At 60.9% G+C, this 19646-nt stretch carries 21 protein-coding genes and 1 pseudogene; 13 read left to right on the forward strand and 9 right to left on the reverse strand.

Annotation, left to right across the window (positions count from 1 at the left end; genetic code table 11):
• From PMI11_RS33195 to PMI11_RS33210, 4 genes and pseudogenes are all read left to right on the forward strand, one after another.
• Positions 1-600 (forward strand): AraC family transcriptional regulator (locus PMI11_RS33195; RefSeq protein WP_007826363.1); only part of this gene is annotated, 600 nt, incomplete at its 5' end.
• Between the two features lie 274 nt (positions 601-874).
• Positions 875-1252, forward strand: a pseudogene (locus PMI11_RS38315) (hypothetical protein); the annotation flags it as partial.
• A 278-nt stretch (positions 1253-1530) separates the two neighbouring features.
• Complete coding sequence (locus tag PMI11_RS33205; protein ID WP_007826367.1) at positions 1531-2757, forward strand: HlyD family secretion protein; 1227 nt, start codon at positions 1531-1533, stop codon at positions 2755-2757.
• 211 nt (positions 2758-2968) lie between these two features.
• Positions 2969-3280, forward strand: a complete 312-nt coding sequence (locus PMI11_RS33210; protein ID WP_244430742.1) for a hypothetical protein — start codon at positions 2969-2971, stop codon at positions 3278-3280.
• Here PMI11_RS33210 and PMI11_RS33215 read toward each other — a convergent pair.
• Complete coding sequence (locus tag PMI11_RS33215) at positions 3241-4170, reverse strand: LysR family transcriptional regulator (protein ID WP_007826375.1); 930 nt, start codon at positions 4168-4170, stop codon at positions 3241-3243. The two genes, PMI11_RS33210 and PMI11_RS33215, sit on opposite strands and share 40 nt — an antisense overlap.
• 121 nt (positions 4171-4291) lie before the next feature.
• Between PMI11_RS33215 and PMI11_RS33220 the strand changes: the two genes are divergently transcribed.
• Both PMI11_RS33220 and PMI11_RS33225 read left to right on the forward strand, forming a co-directional pair.
• Positions 4292-4891 carry an NADPH-dependent F420 reductase gene (locus PMI11_RS33220; protein ID WP_007826377.1) on the forward strand — a complete coding sequence of 200 codons (600 nt, stop codon included), beginning with the start codon at positions 4292-4294 and terminating at the stop codon, positions 4889-4891.
• A gap of 12 nt (positions 4892-4903) precedes the next feature.
• Positions 4904-5293, forward strand: a complete 390-nt coding sequence (locus PMI11_RS33225) for a limonene-1,2-epoxide hydrolase family protein (RefSeq protein WP_007826379.1) — start codon at positions 4904-4906, stop codon at positions 5291-5293.
• A gap of 39 nt (positions 5294-5332) precedes the next feature.
• Here the strand turns inward: PMI11_RS33225 and PMI11_RS33230 are convergent, their stop codons facing one another.
• Both PMI11_RS33230 and PMI11_RS37140 read right to left on the reverse strand, forming a co-directional pair.
• Positions 5333-5956: a LysE family translocator gene (locus PMI11_RS33230; RefSeq protein ID WP_007826381.1), complete on the reverse strand. Its 624-nt coding sequence runs from the start codon at positions 5954-5956 to the stop codon at positions 5333-5335.
• Between the two features lie 243 nt (positions 5957-6199).
• Positions 6200-6400, reverse strand: coding sequence for a hypothetical protein (locus tag PMI11_RS37140; RefSeq protein WP_037072629.1), 201 nt, complete (start codon positions 6398-6400; stop codon positions 6200-6202).
• A gap of 180 nt (positions 6401-6580) precedes the next feature.
• Between PMI11_RS37140 and PMI11_RS37840 the strand changes: the two genes are divergently transcribed.
• The 4 genes from PMI11_RS37840 (at position 6581) to PMI11_RS33250 (ending at position 9128) form a co-directional block, all read left to right on the forward strand.
• Entirely contained in the window at positions 6581-6721 is a 141-nt protein-coding gene (locus tag PMI11_RS37840) for a hypothetical protein (RefSeq protein ID WP_007826389.1), read from the forward strand.
• A gap of 310 nt (positions 6722-7031) precedes the next feature.
• Positions 7032-7277 carry a hypothetical protein gene (locus tag PMI11_RS33240; RefSeq protein WP_007826392.1) on the forward strand — a complete coding sequence of 82 codons (246 nt, stop codon included), beginning with the start codon at positions 7032-7034 and terminating at the stop codon, positions 7275-7277.
• Between the two features lie 76 nt (positions 7278-7353).
• On the forward strand, positions 7354-8253 hold the full coding sequence (locus tag PMI11_RS33245) for a transglutaminase family protein (RefSeq protein WP_007826393.1): 900 nt from the start codon (positions 7354-7356) through the stop codon (positions 8251-8253).
• Between the two features lie 65 nt (positions 8254-8318).
• Positions 8319-9128, forward strand: coding sequence for a transglutaminase-like domain-containing protein (locus PMI11_RS33250; protein WP_007826395.1), 810 nt, complete (start codon positions 8319-8321; stop codon positions 9126-9128).
• A gap of 21 nt (positions 9129-9149) precedes the next feature.
• On the opposite strand, the gene PMI11_RS36960 is transcribed toward PMI11_RS33250, so the two are convergent.
• The 3 genes from PMI11_RS36960 to PMI11_RS33265 all read right to left on the reverse strand — a co-directional run bounded on the left by PMI11_RS36960 (position 9150) and on the right by PMI11_RS33265 (position 10587).
• The gene (locus tag PMI11_RS36960; protein ID WP_081493325.1) at positions 9150-9485 is read right to left on the reverse strand and encodes a type II toxin-antitoxin system YafQ family toxin; all 336 of its coding nucleotides are present in this window, start codon (positions 9483-9485) and stop codon (positions 9150-9152) included.
• Complete coding sequence (locus tag PMI11_RS33260) at positions 9475-9756, reverse strand: type II toxin-antitoxin system RelB/DinJ family antitoxin (RefSeq protein WP_007826403.1); 282 nt, start codon at positions 9754-9756, stop codon at positions 9475-9477. Before PMI11_RS33260 ends, PMI11_RS36960 begins: the two co-directional genes overlap by 11 nt.
• Positions 9757-9954: 198 nt before the next feature.
• A complete protein-coding gene (locus tag PMI11_RS33265; protein ID WP_007826405.1) occupies positions 9955-10587 on the reverse strand; it encodes a CatB-related O-acetyltransferase in 633 nt (210 codons plus the stop codon).
• Positions 10588-10779: 192 nt separating this feature from the next.
• Here PMI11_RS33265 and PMI11_RS33270 point away from each other — a divergent pair, with 192 nt between their 5' ends.
• Positions 10780-11118, forward strand: a complete 339-nt coding sequence (locus PMI11_RS33270; protein WP_007826408.1) for a YciI family protein — start codon at positions 10780-10782, stop codon at positions 11116-11118.
• A 7-nt stretch (positions 11119-11125) separates the two neighbouring features.
• Here PMI11_RS33270 and PMI11_RS33275 read toward each other — a convergent pair whose 3' ends face one another.
• Complete coding sequence (locus PMI11_RS33275) at positions 11126-11923, reverse strand: ATP-grasp domain-containing protein (protein ID WP_007826409.1); 798 nt, start codon at positions 11921-11923, stop codon at positions 11126-11128.
• Between the two features lie 223 nt (positions 11924-12146).
• Between PMI11_RS33275 and PMI11_RS33280 the strand changes: the two genes are divergently transcribed.
• Positions 12147-12680 (forward strand): DUF1269 domain-containing protein, encoded by a 534-nt coding sequence (locus PMI11_RS33280; RefSeq protein ID WP_007826411.1) that lies wholly within the window; start codon positions 12147-12149, stop codon positions 12678-12680.
• A gap of 208 nt (positions 12681-12888) precedes the next feature.
• Here PMI11_RS33280 and PMI11_RS33285 read toward each other — a convergent pair whose 3' ends face one another.
• The gene (locus PMI11_RS33285) at positions 12889-13896 is read right to left on the reverse strand and encodes a hypothetical protein (RefSeq protein ID WP_007826413.1); all 1008 of its coding nucleotides are present in this window, start codon (positions 13894-13896) and stop codon (positions 12889-12891) included.
• Positions 13897-14102: 206 nt separating this feature from the next.
• Complete coding sequence (locus PMI11_RS36120; protein ID WP_007826415.1) at positions 14103-15884, reverse strand: PAS domain S-box protein; 1782 nt, start codon at positions 15882-15884, stop codon at positions 14103-14105.
• A gap of 358 nt (positions 15885-16242) precedes the next feature.
• Between PMI11_RS36120 and PMI11_RS33295 the strand changes: the two genes are divergently transcribed.
• Positions 16243-19644: a hypothetical protein gene (locus tag PMI11_RS33295; RefSeq protein WP_007826417.1), complete on the forward strand. Its 3402-nt coding sequence runs from the start codon at positions 16243-16245 to the stop codon at positions 19642-19644.
• The last annotated feature ends 2 nt before the right edge of the window (positions 19645-19646 follow it).

Genomic DNA, 19646 nt, shown 5'->3' on the forward strand with positions numbered 1-19646 from the left:
GAGCCGGATGCGGCAGCCGACGTCACCTTTGCGGCGATCCTCGAGCTCGGGCGGCGGGGAACGGGGCGGCGCCTCACTCCCATCCGGGTCGAGATGACCCGAACCGGGCCGGTGACCGAAGCGCATCGCTCCTACTTTGATGCCCCTGTTCGTACCGGCTGCGCGCAGAATGTGCTAGTGCTGGATCGCGGCGATCTGGACCTGCCCTTCGCCGGATATAACCCCGAACTGCTTGCGATCCTCGATCCCTCTCTTGCCGCATCGCTTGGCGAAATCGAAGCGCAATCCTCGCTGCCCGATCAGGTGAAAACCCTGATCAAGCGCCGCATCGCCAGTGGCAAGCCCGATATTGCCGATGTGGCCCGCGAAATGGGCATGAGCGAACGGACCCTGCAGCGCCGCATCACCGAACAGGGCGCGAGCTATCGCGGCCTGCTGGACGAGGCGCGACGGGAACTCGGCCGCGAGTTGCTGTCCGACGGGCAGAACGGCATCGACGAGATCGCGTTTCTGCTGGGCTTTCAGGATACGAGCTCGTTCTATCGGGCCTTCCGCGCATGGGAAGGGCTTACCCCGGCAGCGTGGAGAGACCTTCATTGAACTCTTCATCCGGCGCCACACCCCTGATCTGATCCGCCTGATGCCGATAGCGGTCATCTGCGCCTGCCCGTCCTCGTAGCGCCCGCCCGCACCCCCCCGAATTTACACAGTAATTACGGTTGCGTACTTCCGCGTTGCGCACAAAAAGCTTAAACTTCAGGCCGCACTAAAATGCCGTCCGGGGGGAAGCACTGGCATGAGAAATCGAAGCAAGACAACAAGGCAGCACAGCCACTACTGGACCGCCATCGGCGCGACGGCCATAACGGCGCTCATGGGCGCTCAAAATACAGCGGCTGAAGATGCGGCAGCACCGCAACCCTATCACGCCGCCCTCACCGACCATGTGCCCGGTTTCATCACCGCGCCGGGGCAGACCGATTATCTCTTCATCATCGTCATCGTGTTTTTGCTGGCAGTCGTTCTCGTCATCGGCAACCTCTATTTCCAGCTCCATGCCGTTCCCGAGCGCATCGCGCACAAGACGAATAAGGTGCAGATGGAGATCGTAGCGGTTCTGGCGCTGATCTCGCTCTTCACCCACAATCACATCTACTGGATCATCGGCCTGCTGCTCGCCTTCATCCGCATTCCCGATTTTTCGACGCCGCTCTATTCGATCGCCCGCTCGATGGCGAGGCTCGCCAGCCGCGATCCGGCTGAGATCGACAACGCCGGCGCGCCAGTGGCCGACGCGCCAGTCGCCCATTCGCCGGCTGCGCACGCGCCGCCCGCCCCCGCACCGGTCAACCACGCGCCAGCCGCCGCAGCCCCGCCCGCAGCAGCCCCAAGCGCCAAAACCCCGATCGCAGGCGCCCCGATTGCCCCCGTGCCGGCCGCCTCCCATCCGCAGCCGCCCGGCCAGACGAACGCACAACGGCCCGCCCAGGGGGCGACAAAGACCGGCCCGCACGAAGGGAGTATCTGATCATGCTCGAACTGATGCTCTGCTCGATGTTGACCATTCTCCCTGATTATCTTTACCGGCGCTATGTCCAGGGCAAGCGCATCGGCCGCGAGATCACCCTTTACAGCATGTGGTACGAGCTGCGCTGGGGCATTACTGCCTGCTTGTTGCTCACCATCTCGCTGATCACGATGATCTTCTATTTCCACCCCGCGACGAAGAGCGTCACCGCCGTCTTCCGTACCGTCACCATCCTGCCGGAAACCATTGGCCGGGTCGACGATGTCTATGTCGGCATCAACCAGAAGGTCGAGGCCGGCGCGCCGCTCTTCCGGCTCGACGATTCCGCCCAGAAGGCGGCCCTCGACGTGGCACGCAAGCAGATTGCCGAGGTCGAGGCTGAGAACAAGGTGGCCGAGAGCGAGCTTGCCAGCGCCGACGGCGTGATCCGCCAGGCCGAAGGCGCCCTGCAGGTCTCGATCGACGAATTGCAGATGAAGACCCAGCTCTTGAAGAACGATGCGGTTGCCCGCCGCGAGGTGGACCGGCTCACCAATACCGTGGAGAGCCAGCGGGGCATGGTCAGCGCCGCCTATGCCAACAAGGAGACGCTGCAGACCAAGCTCAGCGTGCTCCTGCCGGCGCAGAAGGCCAGTGCCGAGGCAGCCCTCGCGGCCGCGCAGGTGGAGCTCGACAAGACGGTCGTCAAGGCCGGGGTCTCCGGCACCGTCCAGCAGTTCACGCTGCGCAAGGGCGATGTGCTGAACACCATGCTTCGCCCGGCCGGCATCCTGGTGCCTGAAGCGGCCGGCCGCGGCACGCTGATTGCCGGCTTCGGACAGATCGAGGCGCAGGTCATGAAGCCCGGCATGGTGGCCGAAGCCACCTGCGTCGGCAAACCCTTCACCATCATTCCGCTCGTCGTCACCGAGGTGCAGGACGTGATCGCCGCCGGCCAGCTGCGCCCGACCGACCAGCTCGTCGATGTCACGCAGCTGGCTCAACCGGGAACCCTGACCGTCTTCCTGCAACCGCTCTTCCCCGGCGGACTGGACGGCGTGCCGCCCGGCGGCAGCTGCATCGCCAACGCCTATACCAACAACCATGATGCGCTCGCCGACCCCAATATCGGCACCTTCAAACGGATCGGCCTGCATGTCATCGATACGGTCGGCGTGGTGCACGCCATGATCCTGCGCATCCAGGCCATGCTGCTGCCGGTCCAGACACTGGTGCTAACGGGGCATTGAGGGAGGCATCTCTCCTGCGTCATGCTCGGGCTTGTCCCGAGCATCTGCCGCGGCCAAGCATGAGTAGGACGGCAATGGTTGCCCCCTGCATCGACAGACGCAGATGCTCGGGACAAGCCCGAGCATGACGCCGCATGGCGGCTGACACAGCCTTGCGAAACGCTGCCCGCCCCGCCACCTATGGGGCATGCCCTCACCCCTCAAGCATTCCATGAACCCCGCCGACGCCCCTTTCACCAGCGCCCTTGCCCTCATCCCCGAGGGCTACAGCGAAGGCAGCTTCGAGGGCGGCCGCTGGGGCGCCACCGTCAAGCGTTCGCCCGATGGCAAGCGCATCTGGCTCTATGCCGAGGATCTCGCCGGCAACGATATCGTCAGCTTCAACCTCTACCTGCTGGAGACGAGCGGCAGCACGCTGAAACCCTGCGAAATGTCGTCCGAGAAGGTGATCGCCTTCGTGCTAGGCTACCGGCCAGACAGTGATCAACCGATACTGCCGGCGAAACGCTCGGCAAGCCGCTGACGCTGAAAACCCTCGATGATGAAATCGATGAACACCCGCGTCTTGAGCGGCAGCAGCGTCCTGTTGGCGTAATAGATCGAGATCGGCCCGATATCGACATACCAGGAGGGCACGAGCCGGATCAATTCGCCGCTGTCGAGATGGGCAAGCGCATCGGGCTTGGAAAGCAGCGTCACCCCGAGCCCGAGAAGGGCCGCACCGCGCATGGCGGCAGGGTCGTTGACGACGATCTTTGGCGTTAGATCGACAGGCTGCTCCCCTCCCGCAGCGTTACGCATCTGCCGTTGCGGAATGCGCCCGGTATTGATCGATTTCATGACGATGCCGTCGAGCCCCGCAAGCCCGGCCGGATCGACAGGCGGCACGCGGCCCTGCATATAGGCGGGTGACGCCACCGCCACGAGATGGGCCGGCGCCAGCGGCCGCGCCACCACGCCCGAGGCAAGCTCGAAGCCGCCACCGATTGCCGCATCGTAACCCTCCCCGATCAGATCCACCTGCCGGTTCTCGAACATCCATTCCGGCCGCACCAGCGGATAGCGTTTCATGAAATCAGGCAGCATCGGCAGGATATAGCCCGTGCCTAAACCCGGCGGCAGGCTGACCTTCAGCACGCCTGCCGGCTCCGCCTGCTCGTTGGAGATTTCGGCAATCGCCCCCTGCAGCCCCTCGAGATGGTCGCGCATGGCGATGAGAAAGCGCTCGCCCGCCTCCGTCAGCATCAGGCTGCGCGTGCTGCGATGAAAGAGCCGGAGCTTCAGATTGGCTTCGAGCGCCGCGACATTGCGGCTGACCGCGGCCGGCGTCAGCCCAAGGCGCCGCGCCGCCGCCGAAAAGCTGCCGAGGTCGGCACTGCGCACGAAGGATTCCAGGTTGGCCAGGCTTTCCATCGTCCATCACCTTCAACAAAGACTTGAAACTGATACCATCCACTTCTGTCTAATCAAAGGGGAATGGCATCGCGATATTGGCTCCATCGAACCAACACGACATCCAGAAAGGAAACTTGCCATGTCCATCGGTATCATCGGCGCCGGCAATATCGGCTCCGCCTTCGCCCGCGCTCTTACCCGCAACGGCATCTCCGCCACCATTGCCAACAGCCGCGGTCCTGAAACCCTCGGCGAACTCACCGCCGAACTCGCCCCTCACATCACCGCCGGCACGATCGAAGAGGCGGCAAAGGCCGATATCGTCCTCATCGCCGTGCCCTGGTCGAAACTGCCGGCCGCATTATCCGGCCTGCCGGATTGGGCGGGCCGTATCGTGATCGATGCCAACAACCCGATCGAGGGCCCCCTCTTCAAGCCGGCCGAGCTAGGCGGCCGCCTGTCGAGCGAAATCGTCGCTGGCCTCGTGCCCGGCGCCCGCCTCGTCAAGGCCTTCAACCACCTCTTTGCCAATCTCGTCTCGGCCGATCCCAAAGCCGAAGGCGGCAACCGAGTGCTCTTCTATTCCGGAGACGATGCGCAGGCGAAGGCGGAAGTCGGCGCCCTGATCACCCGCCTCGGCTTCGCCGGCATCGATCTCGGCCCGCTCAAGGTTGGCGGCAGCCTGACGCAATTCCCCGGCGGCCCGCTGCCGGCGATCAACTTGGTCAAGTTCGGCTGAAGGAGAACGGAGATGTCCCCGACCCCGATAGAAACCGCAAAAACCTTCTTCGCTCACTGGAGTGCCAACCGCATCGAGGAGGCACTCGCCATGCTCGCCGACGACGTGCTCTACGACAACGTACCCCTGCCCGATATCACCGGCCGCGAAAACGTCCGCAAATTCCACGCCGATTTCGGCATCGGCACTGCCTTCAATGTGGACTGGCAAGTCACGGAGATCGCCGTCTCCGGCAATGTCGTGCTGAACGAGCGCATCGATGTCTTCACCCACGAAAGCGGCGGCCGGATCACCCTGCCAGTCATGGGCACGATCACGGTGGAGAACGGCAAGATCACGCTCTGGCGCGACTATTTCGATCTCGGTAGTTTCGAGCGGCAACTGGCTGCGATAAAGCGGTAGCAACTCAAACCCCGGGCATATCAGTGGCCGGGGCGCCGTTCACTGCTGCTGAAACGCCAGCCGCACGCCAAGCGCCATATAGATCGAGCCGATGACCTTGCCCTGCCAGCGGCCGATCGTCCGGTTCCTGTTGAGCCAGCCGCGCACCGAGCCGGCGCCGATCGCGAGCGCCGAGGTTACGCAAATGCTGAACGCCACGAAGATGATACCGAGAAGCGCGAATTGCCCGATCACCGAACCGCTTTCGGGATGGATGAACTGCGGCAGGAAGGCGAGGAAGAACAGCGCCGTCTTCGGGTTCAGGATTTCCGTGAATATCCCCTGCCGGAACGCTTTGCCGGGGCTGATCTCGGGTGCAGCCGTCATATCGAGATTGCCGGACTTTTCGATGAAGGCGCGGTATCCGAGATAGATGAGATAGGCCACGCCGATATATTTGACCACCTCGAAGGCGAGCGCCGAAGTCGCAAGCAAGGCCGAAAGACCAAAGGTCGCCATGGTGGAATGGATGAGATCGCCGGCCGCAATTCCAAGCCCCGTTGCGATGCCGGTCCGCCGGCCGCCGCTCACCGATCGGGCGAGAACCAGCAGTGTCGCCGGCCCGGGAATCACCATCAGCCCGAGCACGACAAGAACATAAGTCGTTAAAACAGCGATACTCATCTTCGATTTCCGTTGATTGAAATACCCGCATTCAAATTAACGGCTTCGGCCGCCGGTGCAATATTCGAAAAGTTTACGCCGCGACAGCTGCCGCGATCCCTATCCCGCGAAAAACGCCTTGCGCCGCGCAGCGAATAAGCGCAGGATTCCAATTGCTGGCAGCCACTTCAAGGGCGCTGCCGGTTCGGGCGTTAGCCCTGGCCCCAACGAAAGGAGGACACGATGTCTTCCGATTTTTATCCGTCAAGTCTGTCGCGCAATCTCATCCGAACCGGCGCATTTGCCTACCGCGAGAATGTAGCGCTCGGCATTCTCAATCGTGCCGAAGATGCCGCCGGCGAACAGCAGGGCGATCGTTTCGAATCCGCCAGCAGTTTCGTGGCTTTTCCCGATTTCAGCCGTGGGCCGCAGGCTGGCCGGGGAACAAATGCGCTGCGCATTCATTCATCTCGGTATTCCCCAAGGCAACCCCAGGGGCAATCGCGTCTTTCCACATCGGCAGCCTCTCAGGACGAGCGTCCCGGCATCGGGCCCCTGCCCCTTTGATGCTGCAGCGACCGCGCCGCCAGCCGGCGGCAGGTCGCAATACCTGATCTATCCCGCATCACACACAAGGAGGAAACCATGGCGAAAGGCCAAGTCCGCAGCAACCGCGAAGTCCGCAAACCGAAGAAAGACCGCTCTGCCACCGCTGCACCTGCCGCCGCACCCGGCACGCAGGTCAAGATGGCAAGCAGCACCACGGGCAGCGACAAGAAGAAATAACGCCCGCTCTGGCGCGACGGCCGCTCGGCTGTCCCGCCCATCGTCAAGGATACCAATATGACCACAGACAAACGTGCAGCGGAAAATCTCTTCCGTCCGCCGCAACCCGAAAAAGCCTCCGACGCCGGAAAGCTCCAGGATGTACGCAAGCGATTGCAGCAGAGACAGCGCGAACAACGGCAGGATGAACGCCGCCAACGCGCGATAACGCGGTCGACCCTCCCCGCTGTTTCATCCTGAAACCGTCGACCCAGGAAGACTCTGATACCCGGATGGCTCGGCCATATCAGGAACGAGCAAGGACCATGAAGTGGCAGAATTCGACTATATGATCGAAGCCGGGCTTTACACCGGCAAGACATTGCGCAGCTCCCGAGGCCCCCGCTATAAGCGCTTCGAAACAGCCGCGGAAGCGGTGCGTTTTGCCATGGAAGACCTGCCCGGCCCGCAATTGCGCGGCTGTGTGCTGGAAGTGAATGAAGCCCGCTTCGACGAAAAGCAGATCCGCATGCTTTACGATGCGCCGGCCTATCCGCTTTCGCGCAGAGAGAAGTGACGGGCGCCCGCGGATATTTTCACCGCGGTCATGTCTCCCCATGGTCAGTGCCGCGTCATGAAAATAGGGAGGCAGGATGACGATTTTCTCCGTCCGCCACATCACGTCCTACCATTACAAAAGGCCGGTGCATTTCGGACAGCACCGGCTGATGTTCCGCCCCCGCGACAGCTTCGACCAGACGCTTCTGAGCTGCAGCCTTGATGTCTCTCCCGGGCCGGCATCCGTACGCTGGATCCACGATGTCTTCGGCAATTGCATCGCACTCGTCGATATCACAGCCGCCTCCGCCGAACTGCGCTTTGAAACCGTCATCCGTCTCGAGCATACGGCGCAGGTTCCGCTCGATCTGGAGATCGACCGCAAGGCGCTGAGCTTTCCCTTCGCCTATGACGAGGATGAGGCGCTTGATCTCGAACGCACCATCGTCAGGCACTATCCCGATCCCGAAGACGAGGTCGGCAGGTGGGCGCGGCAATTCGTGCCCCTGAGCCATCAGGCGCGCACCGGCCATATCCTGATGACGCTCTGCTACGCGATCCATGAGAGCTTCACCTATGTCAGGCGTTTCGAGCACGGCACGCAGGCGCCGCGCGATACGCTGCGGCTGCGCAGCGGCACCTGCCGCGATTTTGCGCTGCTGATGATGGAGGCGACCCGCTCCCTCGGCTTCGCCGCCCGCTTCGTCACCGGCTATGTCTATGTTGCCGATCGCGACGGCTCGATCACACTTGGCGGCGGCTCGACGCATGCCTGGTGCCAGGTCTATCTGCCGGGTGCGGGCTGGGTAGAGTTCGATCCCACCAACGGCATCGTCGGAAACCGCGACCTGATCCGCGTCGGTGTGGCCCGCGACCCGCGCCAGGCCGTGCCGCTCTCGGGCAGCTATGACGGCGGCGCGCGCGATTTCGACAGCATGAAGGTGCAGGTCAACGTCACCACGGAACAGGAATTCGATACCGCAAAGGCCAGGTGACGGAACGCCTGGCCCGCTGATGCATTCGCCTGCAGGACGAACCCTGTTTCAAAGGACCACGACTCATGAAGATACGTGCAGGCTTCCACATCGGCTATGAATGCGAGCATGAAACGCCCATGCTGCTGGTCCTCAACATCCACCCGTCCCGTCGGGTGGATCTCCTGACGGAACAGGTGCTGAGCTTCGACCGGCCGATCGAAGCCTGGGGCTACACCGATACGTTCGGCAATGCCTGCACCCGTATCGTAGCACCTCCGGGCCTGACGACCATTTCCACCGAATTCGAAATCTATGACAGCGGCCTGCCCGATCCTGTTCCCGAAGGTGCGGTCCAGCACAACATCAATGATCTGCCTGATGATGTGCTTGTCTACCTGCTCGGCAGCCGCTATTGCGATACCGACCGTCTCGCCGATTTCGCCTGGAAGACCTTTTTCAAAACACCGCTCGGCTGGCCGCGCGTCCAGGCGATCCTCGATTTCACGCACAAGCGCATTGCCTTCGACTATCAGAAGGCCGACCCGCTGCGCACCGCCTTCGGCGGCTTTACCGACCGCACCGGTGTGTGCCGCGACTTCGCCCATCTCGCCATCACGCTCTGCCGCTGCATGAACATCCCGGCGCGCTATTGCACCGGCTATCTCGGCGATATCGGCGTGCCCAAGGACCCGAACCCGATGGATTTCAGCGCCTGGTTCGAGGTCTATCTGAGCGGCCGCTGGTACACGGTCGACGCCCGCCACAATGCGCCGCGCATCGGCCGCATCCTGATGGCCACCGGCCGTGACGCCACTGACGTCGCCATGTCGACGGCCTTCGGCCCCGCGGTTCTCAAGCGCTTCGAGGTGATTACGGATGAGATGCCGGTTTGAGGTGGCTGATGAGTGAGCGCTTCATTCAAAAAGTTCGGCGTGGGTACCGGCAGCAACGAACACGACCAGATTCTTCTTGTCGTCCACGGTGTAGATGAGGAGAAAGTCACCACCGATGTGACATTCTCGATGATCTTTCCAGTCACCCGTCAGCTCGTGATCTTTCAACTCGGCCGGCAGAGAACCTTCATTGTCGACGATCAAACCGACGACCTTCTTCAGTGCGACCATGTCATAACGGCCGGACCTGGAAAGGCGCTCCCAATCTTTCTGAAATTGTTTGGTATGGCTTGATTGCCGCGGCAGCGAAGCCCGCTTGGTGGAAGCGGGCTTCGCTCGGTTCCTGTCACTTGGCAAGCGTGCTGCCCTCAAGTGAGTTGATTAGCTCTTCGGCAGTGTCGAAATGCCTGTCATGATCCGCCTTGATCGCTCTTGCTTCTTCCATCGCGGCGATCGTCCTGGCATTCGGTCGAGTGAGTTCGACGGGAAGAGCCTTGTCTCTGGCGATTCTGGTCAAAACGATGCGGATAATGTCCGAGGTGGTCAATCCAAGGCTATCGAGTACCAAGGCGGCATCATCCTTCACCGAAGAGTCGATGCGGGCACGTACATAGGCGTTTGCAGCCATCTTCAGCCTCCTTGTTGAGTTTGATCTGTATGTAGCTCAGTTGGGCAACACTTTCAAGAAACGTTCCCCATCAAGATCGGCTTCACCAAACAGCATTTGTGCCCTGATCCCTGAAACCTCTCTCACTCCGCAAAGCGCTCGTTGAGGGTGATGTCATGCAGCATCGTGCCGAGGCGGTCGCAGGCATCGCGTCCCTGTTCAGGCCCGCTTCAGCGCCGCGAGATCGCCGCTCTCCAGCGCCGGCAGATTGGCTTCGATCTTGTCGATCGGCCAGTCCCACCAGGCAAGGTCAAGGATCTCGCTGATGACCTCGACAGGATAGCGCATGCGGATGATATGTGCCGGATTGCCGCCGACCACAGCATAGGGCGGCACATCGCGGGTGACGACCGAAGCGGCGGCGACAATCGCGCCCGCGCCGATCGTGACACCCGGCATGATGACGGCATCATGGCCGATCCAGACATCGTTCTCGACCACGGTATCCTTCACAGGCAGATCCTTGTAGCCGAAGGTTTCCGGCTTGAAGATGCGGAACGGATAGGTGGTGATGCCGCCCATCGGGTGATTGGCCGAACTGGTGATGAAATAGCTGCCGCGGGCAATCTGCACGAACTTGCCGATCACCAGCTTCTCCCGGCAACCCGGCCCGAGATAGGGCGCAAGGATCTCGGCCGTCTCCTCGAGCTTTCCGTAATGCGTGAAATAGCTGTAATCGCCGACCTCGATGCGCGGATGATCGATGACATTCTTCAGATACATCGTCGCCTTCGAAAGACTGCCGTCGGGATAGGTGATGGGAAAGGCTGAACTCGCATCGAGAAGCGGCATGGCGGGACCTTTGCGCGGAGTTTTGCGGCAGCGGGTGCTGCCGCCGGACGGAATCCGGAAGCAGAATTCCCTATAGCCGATCCGCCCGCAGTATCCAAAATCTCTCGAACGGCCTGTCGAATTCCGTTCCGCCCATTCGTCTGTAGAATGAAGCCAGGCCAGCCGGCCAGCCTGACATCACAGGAGAAACAGATGCCCCAATATCTCGTCGCCATCCACCTCCCCGACGATTACGCTCCCTGCAAGGAAGACGATGCGACGATGCGCGATATCGACGTGTTGAACGAAGAGATGGTGGCCGCCGGCGTCAGGCTTTTCGTCGGCGGACTCAACCCGGTCAGCAAGGCAATGTCGGTGCGGGCACAGCCCGACGGCAAGCTGCTCGTCACCGACGGACCATACCTCGAAACCAAGGAACACATCGGCGGCTTCTGGGTGCTGGAAGCGGCCGATATGGACGAGGCGCTCGCCTGGGGCCGCAAGGCGGCAATCGCTTGCCGCGTGCCGGTCGAGGTGCGCGCGTTTAATTGATGCCGGCTTACTGGGAAGACCCGAGGCGCACGAGACCATCGATATCAGCCGCGAGCTTCACGAGATCCGCCGAGTAGAACCCGGCCGCGTTGACACAGTTCGTCTCGAGGAGCTTCAGCCCTTCTTCGGTACGGCAGATGTCGATGACATAGGCTGGCGAATAGCCGGGATTGATGTCGACCATGCGCTGAGCGAAATCAAGCACGTCCTCATCGATCTCGTGGCGATGGATGACACGCGAGCCATCCTTGTAGAGCGAATAGGTGACGACCCGCCCGTTCACGGCCCAGATACGCCATTCGCGCAGGATACGAACAGGTTTTGTGAGCATCAGCAGCGTGTCGTGACGAAGCGATCCATCAGGGATCTCAGCTTCGTCAAGCGCCAGCACCCTCTCCGCCATATGGATGATCTCGCCCGTCGATTTCACATTGCCGGGCTCTTCCTTGCTATCGTCAACGGGACGCAGGAACCATTCCCTCCCGTCGTCGGCCAGACGCTCGGGCACGTCCCGGAGGGTCATGAACACCGCATCGGCTCCGTTGAGGAGGTAAGGATGCCACGCCTGTTCCTGAACGAAGGGGCGCAACTTGAAGACGCCCGGCCAGTAACCTTTCGCCTCGGCATACCGCCACAGCGAGTAGGCGCCGAACATGACCACATTTTCAGGATCGGCAACGGCAGGCTCGGGGATTAACTCCCCGACGAAAGGAACGACCTTGTGCCACGTGTAGGGGATGTCGAGCCGGTCGAGCGCCTCGGCCAGCTTTCTGGTATCGTCGAACTTCTGAAGAAGCCACTGCATCCTGTTGCCACCCTTTGTCACCGGAAGCTTTTTGACGGAGCAGCCGCGGCATCGCAACAGGGTCATCGCTGCAGATCGGCATTATTCGCCTTGCTCGCGCCGGCCCCACCCTTCATCGCCCTCTCACATGCGAGTGCTAGCCCTAGCAAATGGCGGCCGCCTTATGGACAGAGCGCCGCCGGCGCCTATCTGCCGCATCTGTAATCCAACAGGAGGGAAAGCCATGTCAGAATTCGTGGTGCTTGGTTTCGATACCGCCGACAAGGCGGATGCCGTGCTCAACCGGCTCGTCCAGCTTGAGAAGGAATATCTCGTCGATCTCGAAGATGCCGTCATCGCCGTGCGCGACTCCGCCGGCAAGGTGCGCCTCAAGCAGAGCGTCAATCTCACGGCCGCGGGTGCTGCAAGCGGCGGCCTCTCCGGCGCGCTATGGGGCACGCTCGTCGGCCTGCTCTTCCTCAATCCCCTCGCCGGCATGGTCCTCGGCGGCGCCTTCGGCGCAGGCTCCGGCGCGCTTGCGGGCTCGATGACCGATTACGGCATCGACGACGACCTCATCAAGAAACTCGCCGACACCATCCCCATCAACAGCTCCGCCCTCTTCCTGCTGCTGCGCAAGGTGCAGCCCGAAAAGGTGCTGGCCGAATTCAAGGGCGAACACGCCACCATCCTGCGCTCCTCGCTCTCGCCGGAGCAGGAAGAGCAGCTGCGCAAGGCGCTGGCGACAGAGCCGGCGGTGGCGACGCCTGCGGCCTGAGTTATCAGAATCAAGCACGATGCCGGGCGCAACCGTCGCGCTCGGCAACTCTTGGGTAAGCGTCCGATCGGGGTTATTTTACATCAGATACCAGCCAGGTCGGGGGAATAACGGTTCGTGGCCTAGACCACGTCCCGAGTGCGGCCGAGGTCAATGCGATGATGGCGACGCAGAACATTCGACCATCTCAATCGACGCTCGCCGCAATCTAACCCAGCCGGCTAACATTGTCCCCCATGCTTATCAGATAACCAAATCTAACGCCGTTTCTTTGCTGATTTTCAGGGATCTCACCGACGTAAACGGGAAGATTTCCAGGTGGCGAGATGTTTCTGGAGGCAAGGTATGCCATCAGAAGCTCCACACCGTCGAGCATTTGACCGATCATTAATTCAAAGAATGCACCCAGAGGTTCAGGAGGGAACGAAGAAGTCTTGTGTACGACTTCGATTGTTGGCTCTGCCAATTCTCGACTTAGAGTCAGACTATAATCTTGAACAATGATGCGCTGATTTTCCTTCGGATGCTCAATGCAGTGCCGGACATCTCTTACGTGCTTTCCAGTACCGGCTAGAACTGACGCAAATTCTATGAACGGATCATCTGCTTCCAAGCGCGATTTCAATATCACTACAAAACCATCAAGCCACTTTCCAGCGTTTCGCATTTCGGCTTCATTGTAAAAAACACAGCAGAGCTTATAGATTGCTTGAAATGCGTGATCGCACTTCTGGATGAACGTCTTGGCCCTGGCCTCAATATCCGGTATCGCTGGCAGCTTAAACGACATGTCTTTAGACGATGAAACTTCAGACTCAGCGGCAATCTTTGCGTTCTTATAAATTTCAGCGACTTCGTTTGCTGCGATTACGTCTTTCAGTATCTCTAACGATGTGAGCCGAGCCGCATCAAAATCGATGCCACTCAGCAACCTGTCCTTCCTAAACAGCTCTTCGGCCGTTAGTAGTATTTTGCGGACAATATAAGATTCCGAACCAGCATTAACGATAATCTGCTGAGTATTTGGAATATCCGCACGCGTCCGCTGAGGATCTATTTCATCAGCGAAAGCAACGCGATATATGGCTTTTTGTTTAACTACATATAGCCGATCGGCAATTGTTATTACGCCGGTTACAATTCCGTCCGACGTGTCGCCGATCGTCATGCTACCAGCAGATTCTCTTATCCTGTCTATAGAGCTTTCTGAGTTCATGAGTTTGGTATTTCCGAATCAGATAATGAAGCTACTCAGAGAGTGAGTAGTGCCATGGAAATATCAGCACAGGAAAGCGTTGTGGCTGGTTGCTGCAAGCCTGAGGCGAGCAGTTTGTGGTCGGATCTCTGTCGCAGCTTTTTACAAAAATGAAGCCGCCCCTATAACGAGTACTTAACTCGAATAGAGATGAGGGTTTCGCACCCTCACCGCCTAACCTTAATCACCTCCCCCAACGGCGCCTCCAACATAAACTCAAACCCCGCCGCCTCATAACTCAGCTCTGCCTTCCCCTGAAACGAAGCCGGCAGCAACCGCCCTATCATCCGCGTCCCGAACCCCTCGCGTTTGGGCGCACTGATCTCCGGCCCGTCGCTCTCCCGCCATTCCAGCGTGAACTTCCCTTCACCACCGGCATCCTTCTTCACGCCCCACGTCAGCTCCACCAACCCCGTCTCAAGACTCAGCGCCCCGTATTTCAAGCTGTTCGTCGCAAGCTCGTGCAGCGTCAGCGTCAGCATCAGGGCCTGTTGCGGCGCAAGGTCGAGATCGGGGCCGGAGATGCGGATGCGCTCGCTGAAATCGCCGACGGAGATCAGTCCGGCCTGGACGAGGCTGTGCAGGCTCGCATCCGCCCAGGCGGTCTCCGTCAGGATATCGGTCGCGCGCCCGAGCGAGACGAGGCGCGAGCTGTAGGTCTCGGCAGCTTCCGCGAGATTGTCGGCCTGGCGAAAGGTCTGGTTGGCGATCGATTGCACGAGGCTCAGCACGTTCTTCAGCCGGTGGCCGAGCTCGTGGTTCAGCATCTGCTGGCGCTGGCGGGCGTTTACCCGCTCGGTCACGTCGGCGGCCATGCCGAACCATTCGGCAATCTCGCCCCTGGCATCGAAGACCGGAATGGCGCGCGAGAAGGTCCAGCCCACTTCGCCATCGGCCCGGCGCACGCGGTGTTCCAGCTCGAAGGGCCGCCGCTCGCGGATGGCGTGGGCAATCGCCATGCGGATCTGCGGCAGATCCTCGGGAAAAAGATAATCGTCCATCCAGCGCACCGTCGGCCCCTCGACATCGGAGAGGGAGCCGCGGCCATCGAGCTGGCGCATCTCCTGCCAGTCCGGGCTCATGCGGAAGACGACATCGGAGCTGGCATTGACGAGCGCGCGCGAACGCTCCTCGCTGCGACGCAGCGCCTCCTCCGCCCGCTTGCGCTTGGTGATATCCTGCATGACGGCAAGCAGACGCGGCGGTTTCTCGCTGATGCGCGAGACGAACATTTCCAGCACCATCTCCTGCGGCTCGGACTCCCGCACGAAGCGGACGGGCTCGCCCGTCATCAGCACCCGGTCGTAATCGTCGTACCAGTCCTCCACCTCGTCGGGGAAGAATTCGCGGATCGTGCGGCCGCTGAGATCGGCGATGCCGAACATTGCCTGCATCGCCTTGTTCATGGCGATATAGCGATAGTCGCGCAGCCCATCGGCGCCGACAGGCAGCCGCTCGATGATGCAGGCGCCCTCGTCGATGGAATCGAACAGCGCCCGGTATTGCACCTCGCTTTCGCGTAGTGCCGCTTCCGCCTGCTTTTTGTCCCTGATATCGCGGAAGATGATGGCGACCTGCCGCTCTTCCACCACACCGATGCGGAAAGCATGGACCTCGTACCAGCGCCCGCCGAGCGCATCGGCCTGATGCGCAAAACGAACGGGCTCGCCCGTCAGCGCAACCTGGCCGTAAATTTCGAACCAGTATTCCTCGTGATCGGGGGCAAGCTCCCGCATCGTCCGTCCGGTGGCCTCTTTCAGCCCCGTCTGCCGCTCGAAGGCCGGGTTGGTAAGCAGGAAACGATAGTCCCGCACGCCGCCCTCGTCATCGAACAGCACCTTTATGGTGCAGAAGCCGTCGTCGATGGAATCGAAGAGAACCCGATAGGGATGTTCGCTATCGCTCTCCGCCATTCCCGCCCGAACGGAGCCTTTTGACTCGGTGTCCATCCAACCCGCCTTCGAGGCCGCTCCTATCCCCTTCAGCCGCAAGCGCATGACTGAACGCAGTGCATCGACAGCTGATCGCCCGGGCCTGATGAACGGCCATTCCTGCACCATCAATTAGCGCTGGGCAGATTATTTCCAAGGGAGGCTGGTGGTGGATTGCGTTGGCGGCAGATCAGAGGGAGCTTGGCCAAGATGGCAACGGACCTGCTGACCATTTTTACTGCGATCGACTGCCACCCGCATCGAAAAATATAGAACGGACAGAGAATTGTCCGCATGTATTATTATGCCATTCTCCTTTTAGTTGATTTTTTATAATAAAAGAAGATAGTCATTCTGCACCTGGGAGGAGCAGGCCATGGCTACCAAGGATGAATTCGCAATTTCTTCTTTGGATCAGGAAACTGCGGTCAGCCGGTTTATTCTGGGTGGACTGAAGAGCTCGGCATCGTCAGAGCAGACATTGCTTCAATCGATCCGCGACGGCAGGCTCGTGGACTGGCAGGCGGGCGCCCACCGGCCCGTGGCCTCTTCGGCAGAACAGCTGCTGACCGAAGAGATACCTTATGACACACCCTATGGCGGTCTTCGTCTGATAACCTCCCTGCGCTGGCCCAGGCTCACGCGCCGCGTTGCCGCATCGCTTCGTGATATTGTCGAAGCGCCCGGCTATCAGGCAGCGTCGACGATATCGCCTTCCGGGGGCAACGGCGGCGGACTGGCCTCTTTCGCCATCGATCCCGGCATATTACCGGCCAGAAGCGCATCAGCCGCCTTGTCCTGGCCTCTGTCCGTCATGGCGGCGGACGAGAACGTGCTCAATGCGTTCGCCCGTTCCAATGCGGTCGGCCGCGGGTTCGTCGACCTTTATCGCAGCCAACCCGGCGCCTCATTGGGAGCAGTCCCGGCGATCGGCGCCTCCATCGTCGATATCGCCGAACCGGGCTTCGACGGACAGAGCCTGGCCTTGAGCTTTCTCGCACCGGGGCAGCAATATCACCCTCTTCCCGAAACCCTGACCTTCGAAGACATTGCAAAGGCCGGGTCCACCGTCTTTCTTCCCGTCAGCGACTTCGACATCAGTTCGAACTTTTCGAACTTCGTCTATAATCTCTCGCATAATCTCCCGGTCGATGTTGCAGCTTGGGATGCGGCACGCCTGTTCAATCAGGGCGGATCGCCGCTGGTTTTTGCCTCCCGCGCCTTTCTCAATAGTTCGCGTTTGTCGTCGGTCATCCCGAACCTGACGCGACGCCTACAGGCCCTTGCGCCCGACAGGCGCATCGATCTCTCTCCCTACATCCTGTCCTCGCTGCAATTGCAGCCGGCCGACGGCGCATCTCCACGGGTCGCAGAGATCGTCACCGCGCTCAACAACAGCGAAAACCTCCGCTGGGATCACGAGTCGGATACGGCAACCGGCATCATGGGCCTCACGCGCGCGCTCAGGGATCTGGAAACCGGCGGCCCCGTCCCGCCGGCACCCGCCCCGCAAGCGGAAGCACCGCAGCCGCAGATGACCGCGCCTTCGCCAGCACCGGCGCAGCCCGCACCCGCCCCGCAAGCGGAGGCAGCACCGCCGATTGCCGCACCGGCACCAACACCCGCGCAGCCGGCGCCTTCCGCAGAGGCAGAGCCGGAACTGGAGGCAGCACCATTACCGAATACCTCCCCGCCGGAGAGACCTGCTTCGGTGCCAATAGACGGATATGGTGGTCTCCCGGGCGATGATGTTGTCGGCGGAGGCTTCCCGCAATCCCCCGCCTCTCGTGAGGCGGAAGACGAGGACGTAGCAGAAGAGGCAGATTCCGAGGAAGGCGGTGAAGACGCGGATGCCGAAGACGCCGTCAGCCCGCCCAAGCCGCCGCCGACGCCGGGGATCGACGCTGACATCCCGCCCGAAGAACCATCGCGCTACACCGATATCAAGCTGTTCGACGAGCTCATGGATCAGGAGCTGACCTCAGGTTATGCGCTGTTGAACAAACGCACCTATGCCCTTGACGTCGCTATCCGGGTCAAGCGCCAGGGGCTTGGAAAAGACAGGGCCGATCAGCCCGCCGTCAAGATCAAAGGGCAGCAGAAGACGGAAACCGTCTGGGTCGTGCTGACGAACCAGAGCAAATATCTCGACGATCCGGCATTCGAGGCATTCCGGTTCGATCGCCGCTTCGAGAAGCTCACCCTGCCCGTATCGGGCGACTCTGAAGACAGCGCGCGCTTCGAGATCACCCCCATGCTCAAGACGCTGCAGCCGCTTGCCGGCGAACGGCACGAAATCGGCATTCGCCTCTATCATAAGCTCAACCTGATCGATCAGGTGAATGTCAGCTTTTTCATCGCGGCCTCGGTCGACACGCTCGTCGACCAGCCGGCCATCCAGCTGACCTTCAAACACCCAGAGGAGAGCGATCTCGAACCGCTGGCGCAAGCCCCGTCGGCGCGCAAGCTGACCATCTCCGTCGACCAGCGGTCGCCCGGCCAGTTTCGGTTTGCGCTGCTGACCGGCAATGCCGAGACCGGCGAGCCGGCGCTCTTCGGCACCCGCGTCCTGACGGAAACCCTTCTCAACAGCTTTGTCAGCGATTTCCGCGAAATCCTTCTCGACGCCGTCTTCGGACCGGCGTTGGAGACCGGCAAGATGACAGGCCCGCAGCGGGATGAGACGATCAAGAAGCTCTCGCTGCTCGGCACCCGAATGATGCAGGCTCTGTTTGACACCCAAACCGGCAGCGGCGACATGGTGGCGCTTGGCGAAATGCTGAAATCGGGCCTGCCAGACGCCTCCCTCGTTCAGATTTCGCTTTTGAAGGACGCGAAGGATTTCGTTCTTCCCTGGCAGATCCTCACCATAGAAGATGACGTCGAAAGCGAGGGGCCGGCCAGCATAGAAAACCTGTGGGGCTGGCGTTACATTCTGGAGATCAAGCGTTGCGGCGATGGCGCCAACAGACGCCCGGCACCGCCACCGGCAGCCACACCGATCCGGATCAAATACGGCCGCTGGAATTTTTTCAACGAGCCCCAGCATTTCGCCCATCTGCAAGCCCTGGCGCAGGGAGCGAAATTCCCGACCGAGCTGACTGCGCCCGTCATCGAGGACGGGGATGCCTTCGTCATGGCCCTGCAAGGCGGGATGGATTTGCTCTACGTCTATGCGCATGGCCATGCAGGCGTGCTTAATACCCCGTCGAGCCATGCTTGCCGGGATCGCGCCCGCACACAGATCGAAGCCTTCAAGAAGCGGCGGCAAATCGCTGCGGAAACAGGTCTCGATACGACCCAGACCGACGCCTGGATCGAAACTTACGAACGCTATCTCGACCTCACCCAAAATGAGGCCGAAAGCCTGCTGACGCTGACGAACTCGGATATTCGGCTGGCAAGGCTCGTTGCCGCCAAATCTCCGGACAACCGGCAGATCAGGTTCAAGGACGCGCCGATCGTTTTTCTCAACACCTGCCAGTCGGCGCAGATCTGGAACGCGATCGAAGGCTCCTTCGTCGGCTTCTTTCTCAGCCGCGATGCGCGCGCGGTGCTCGGCACCGAAACCACCATCCCCGTCGTCGTCTCCGAGGAGTTCGGCCGGCTGGTCCTCGATGCGCTGTTCAAAGGCGCGACACTCGGAGAAGCCGTGCTGCAGGGGCGGCGCACACTGCTTGCCGAGAAAAACAATCCGCTCGGCATTTGCTACACCGTCTATGGCGCGGCCGATGCGCGGATCGGACCTGAAAATACCAACACAAACCCTGGGAGCTGATC

Origin of the sequence: Rhizobium sp. CF142, assembly GCF_000281145.1 — a bacterium.
GTDB lineage: Bacteria > Pseudomonadota > Alphaproteobacteria > Rhizobiales > Rhizobiaceae > Rhizobium.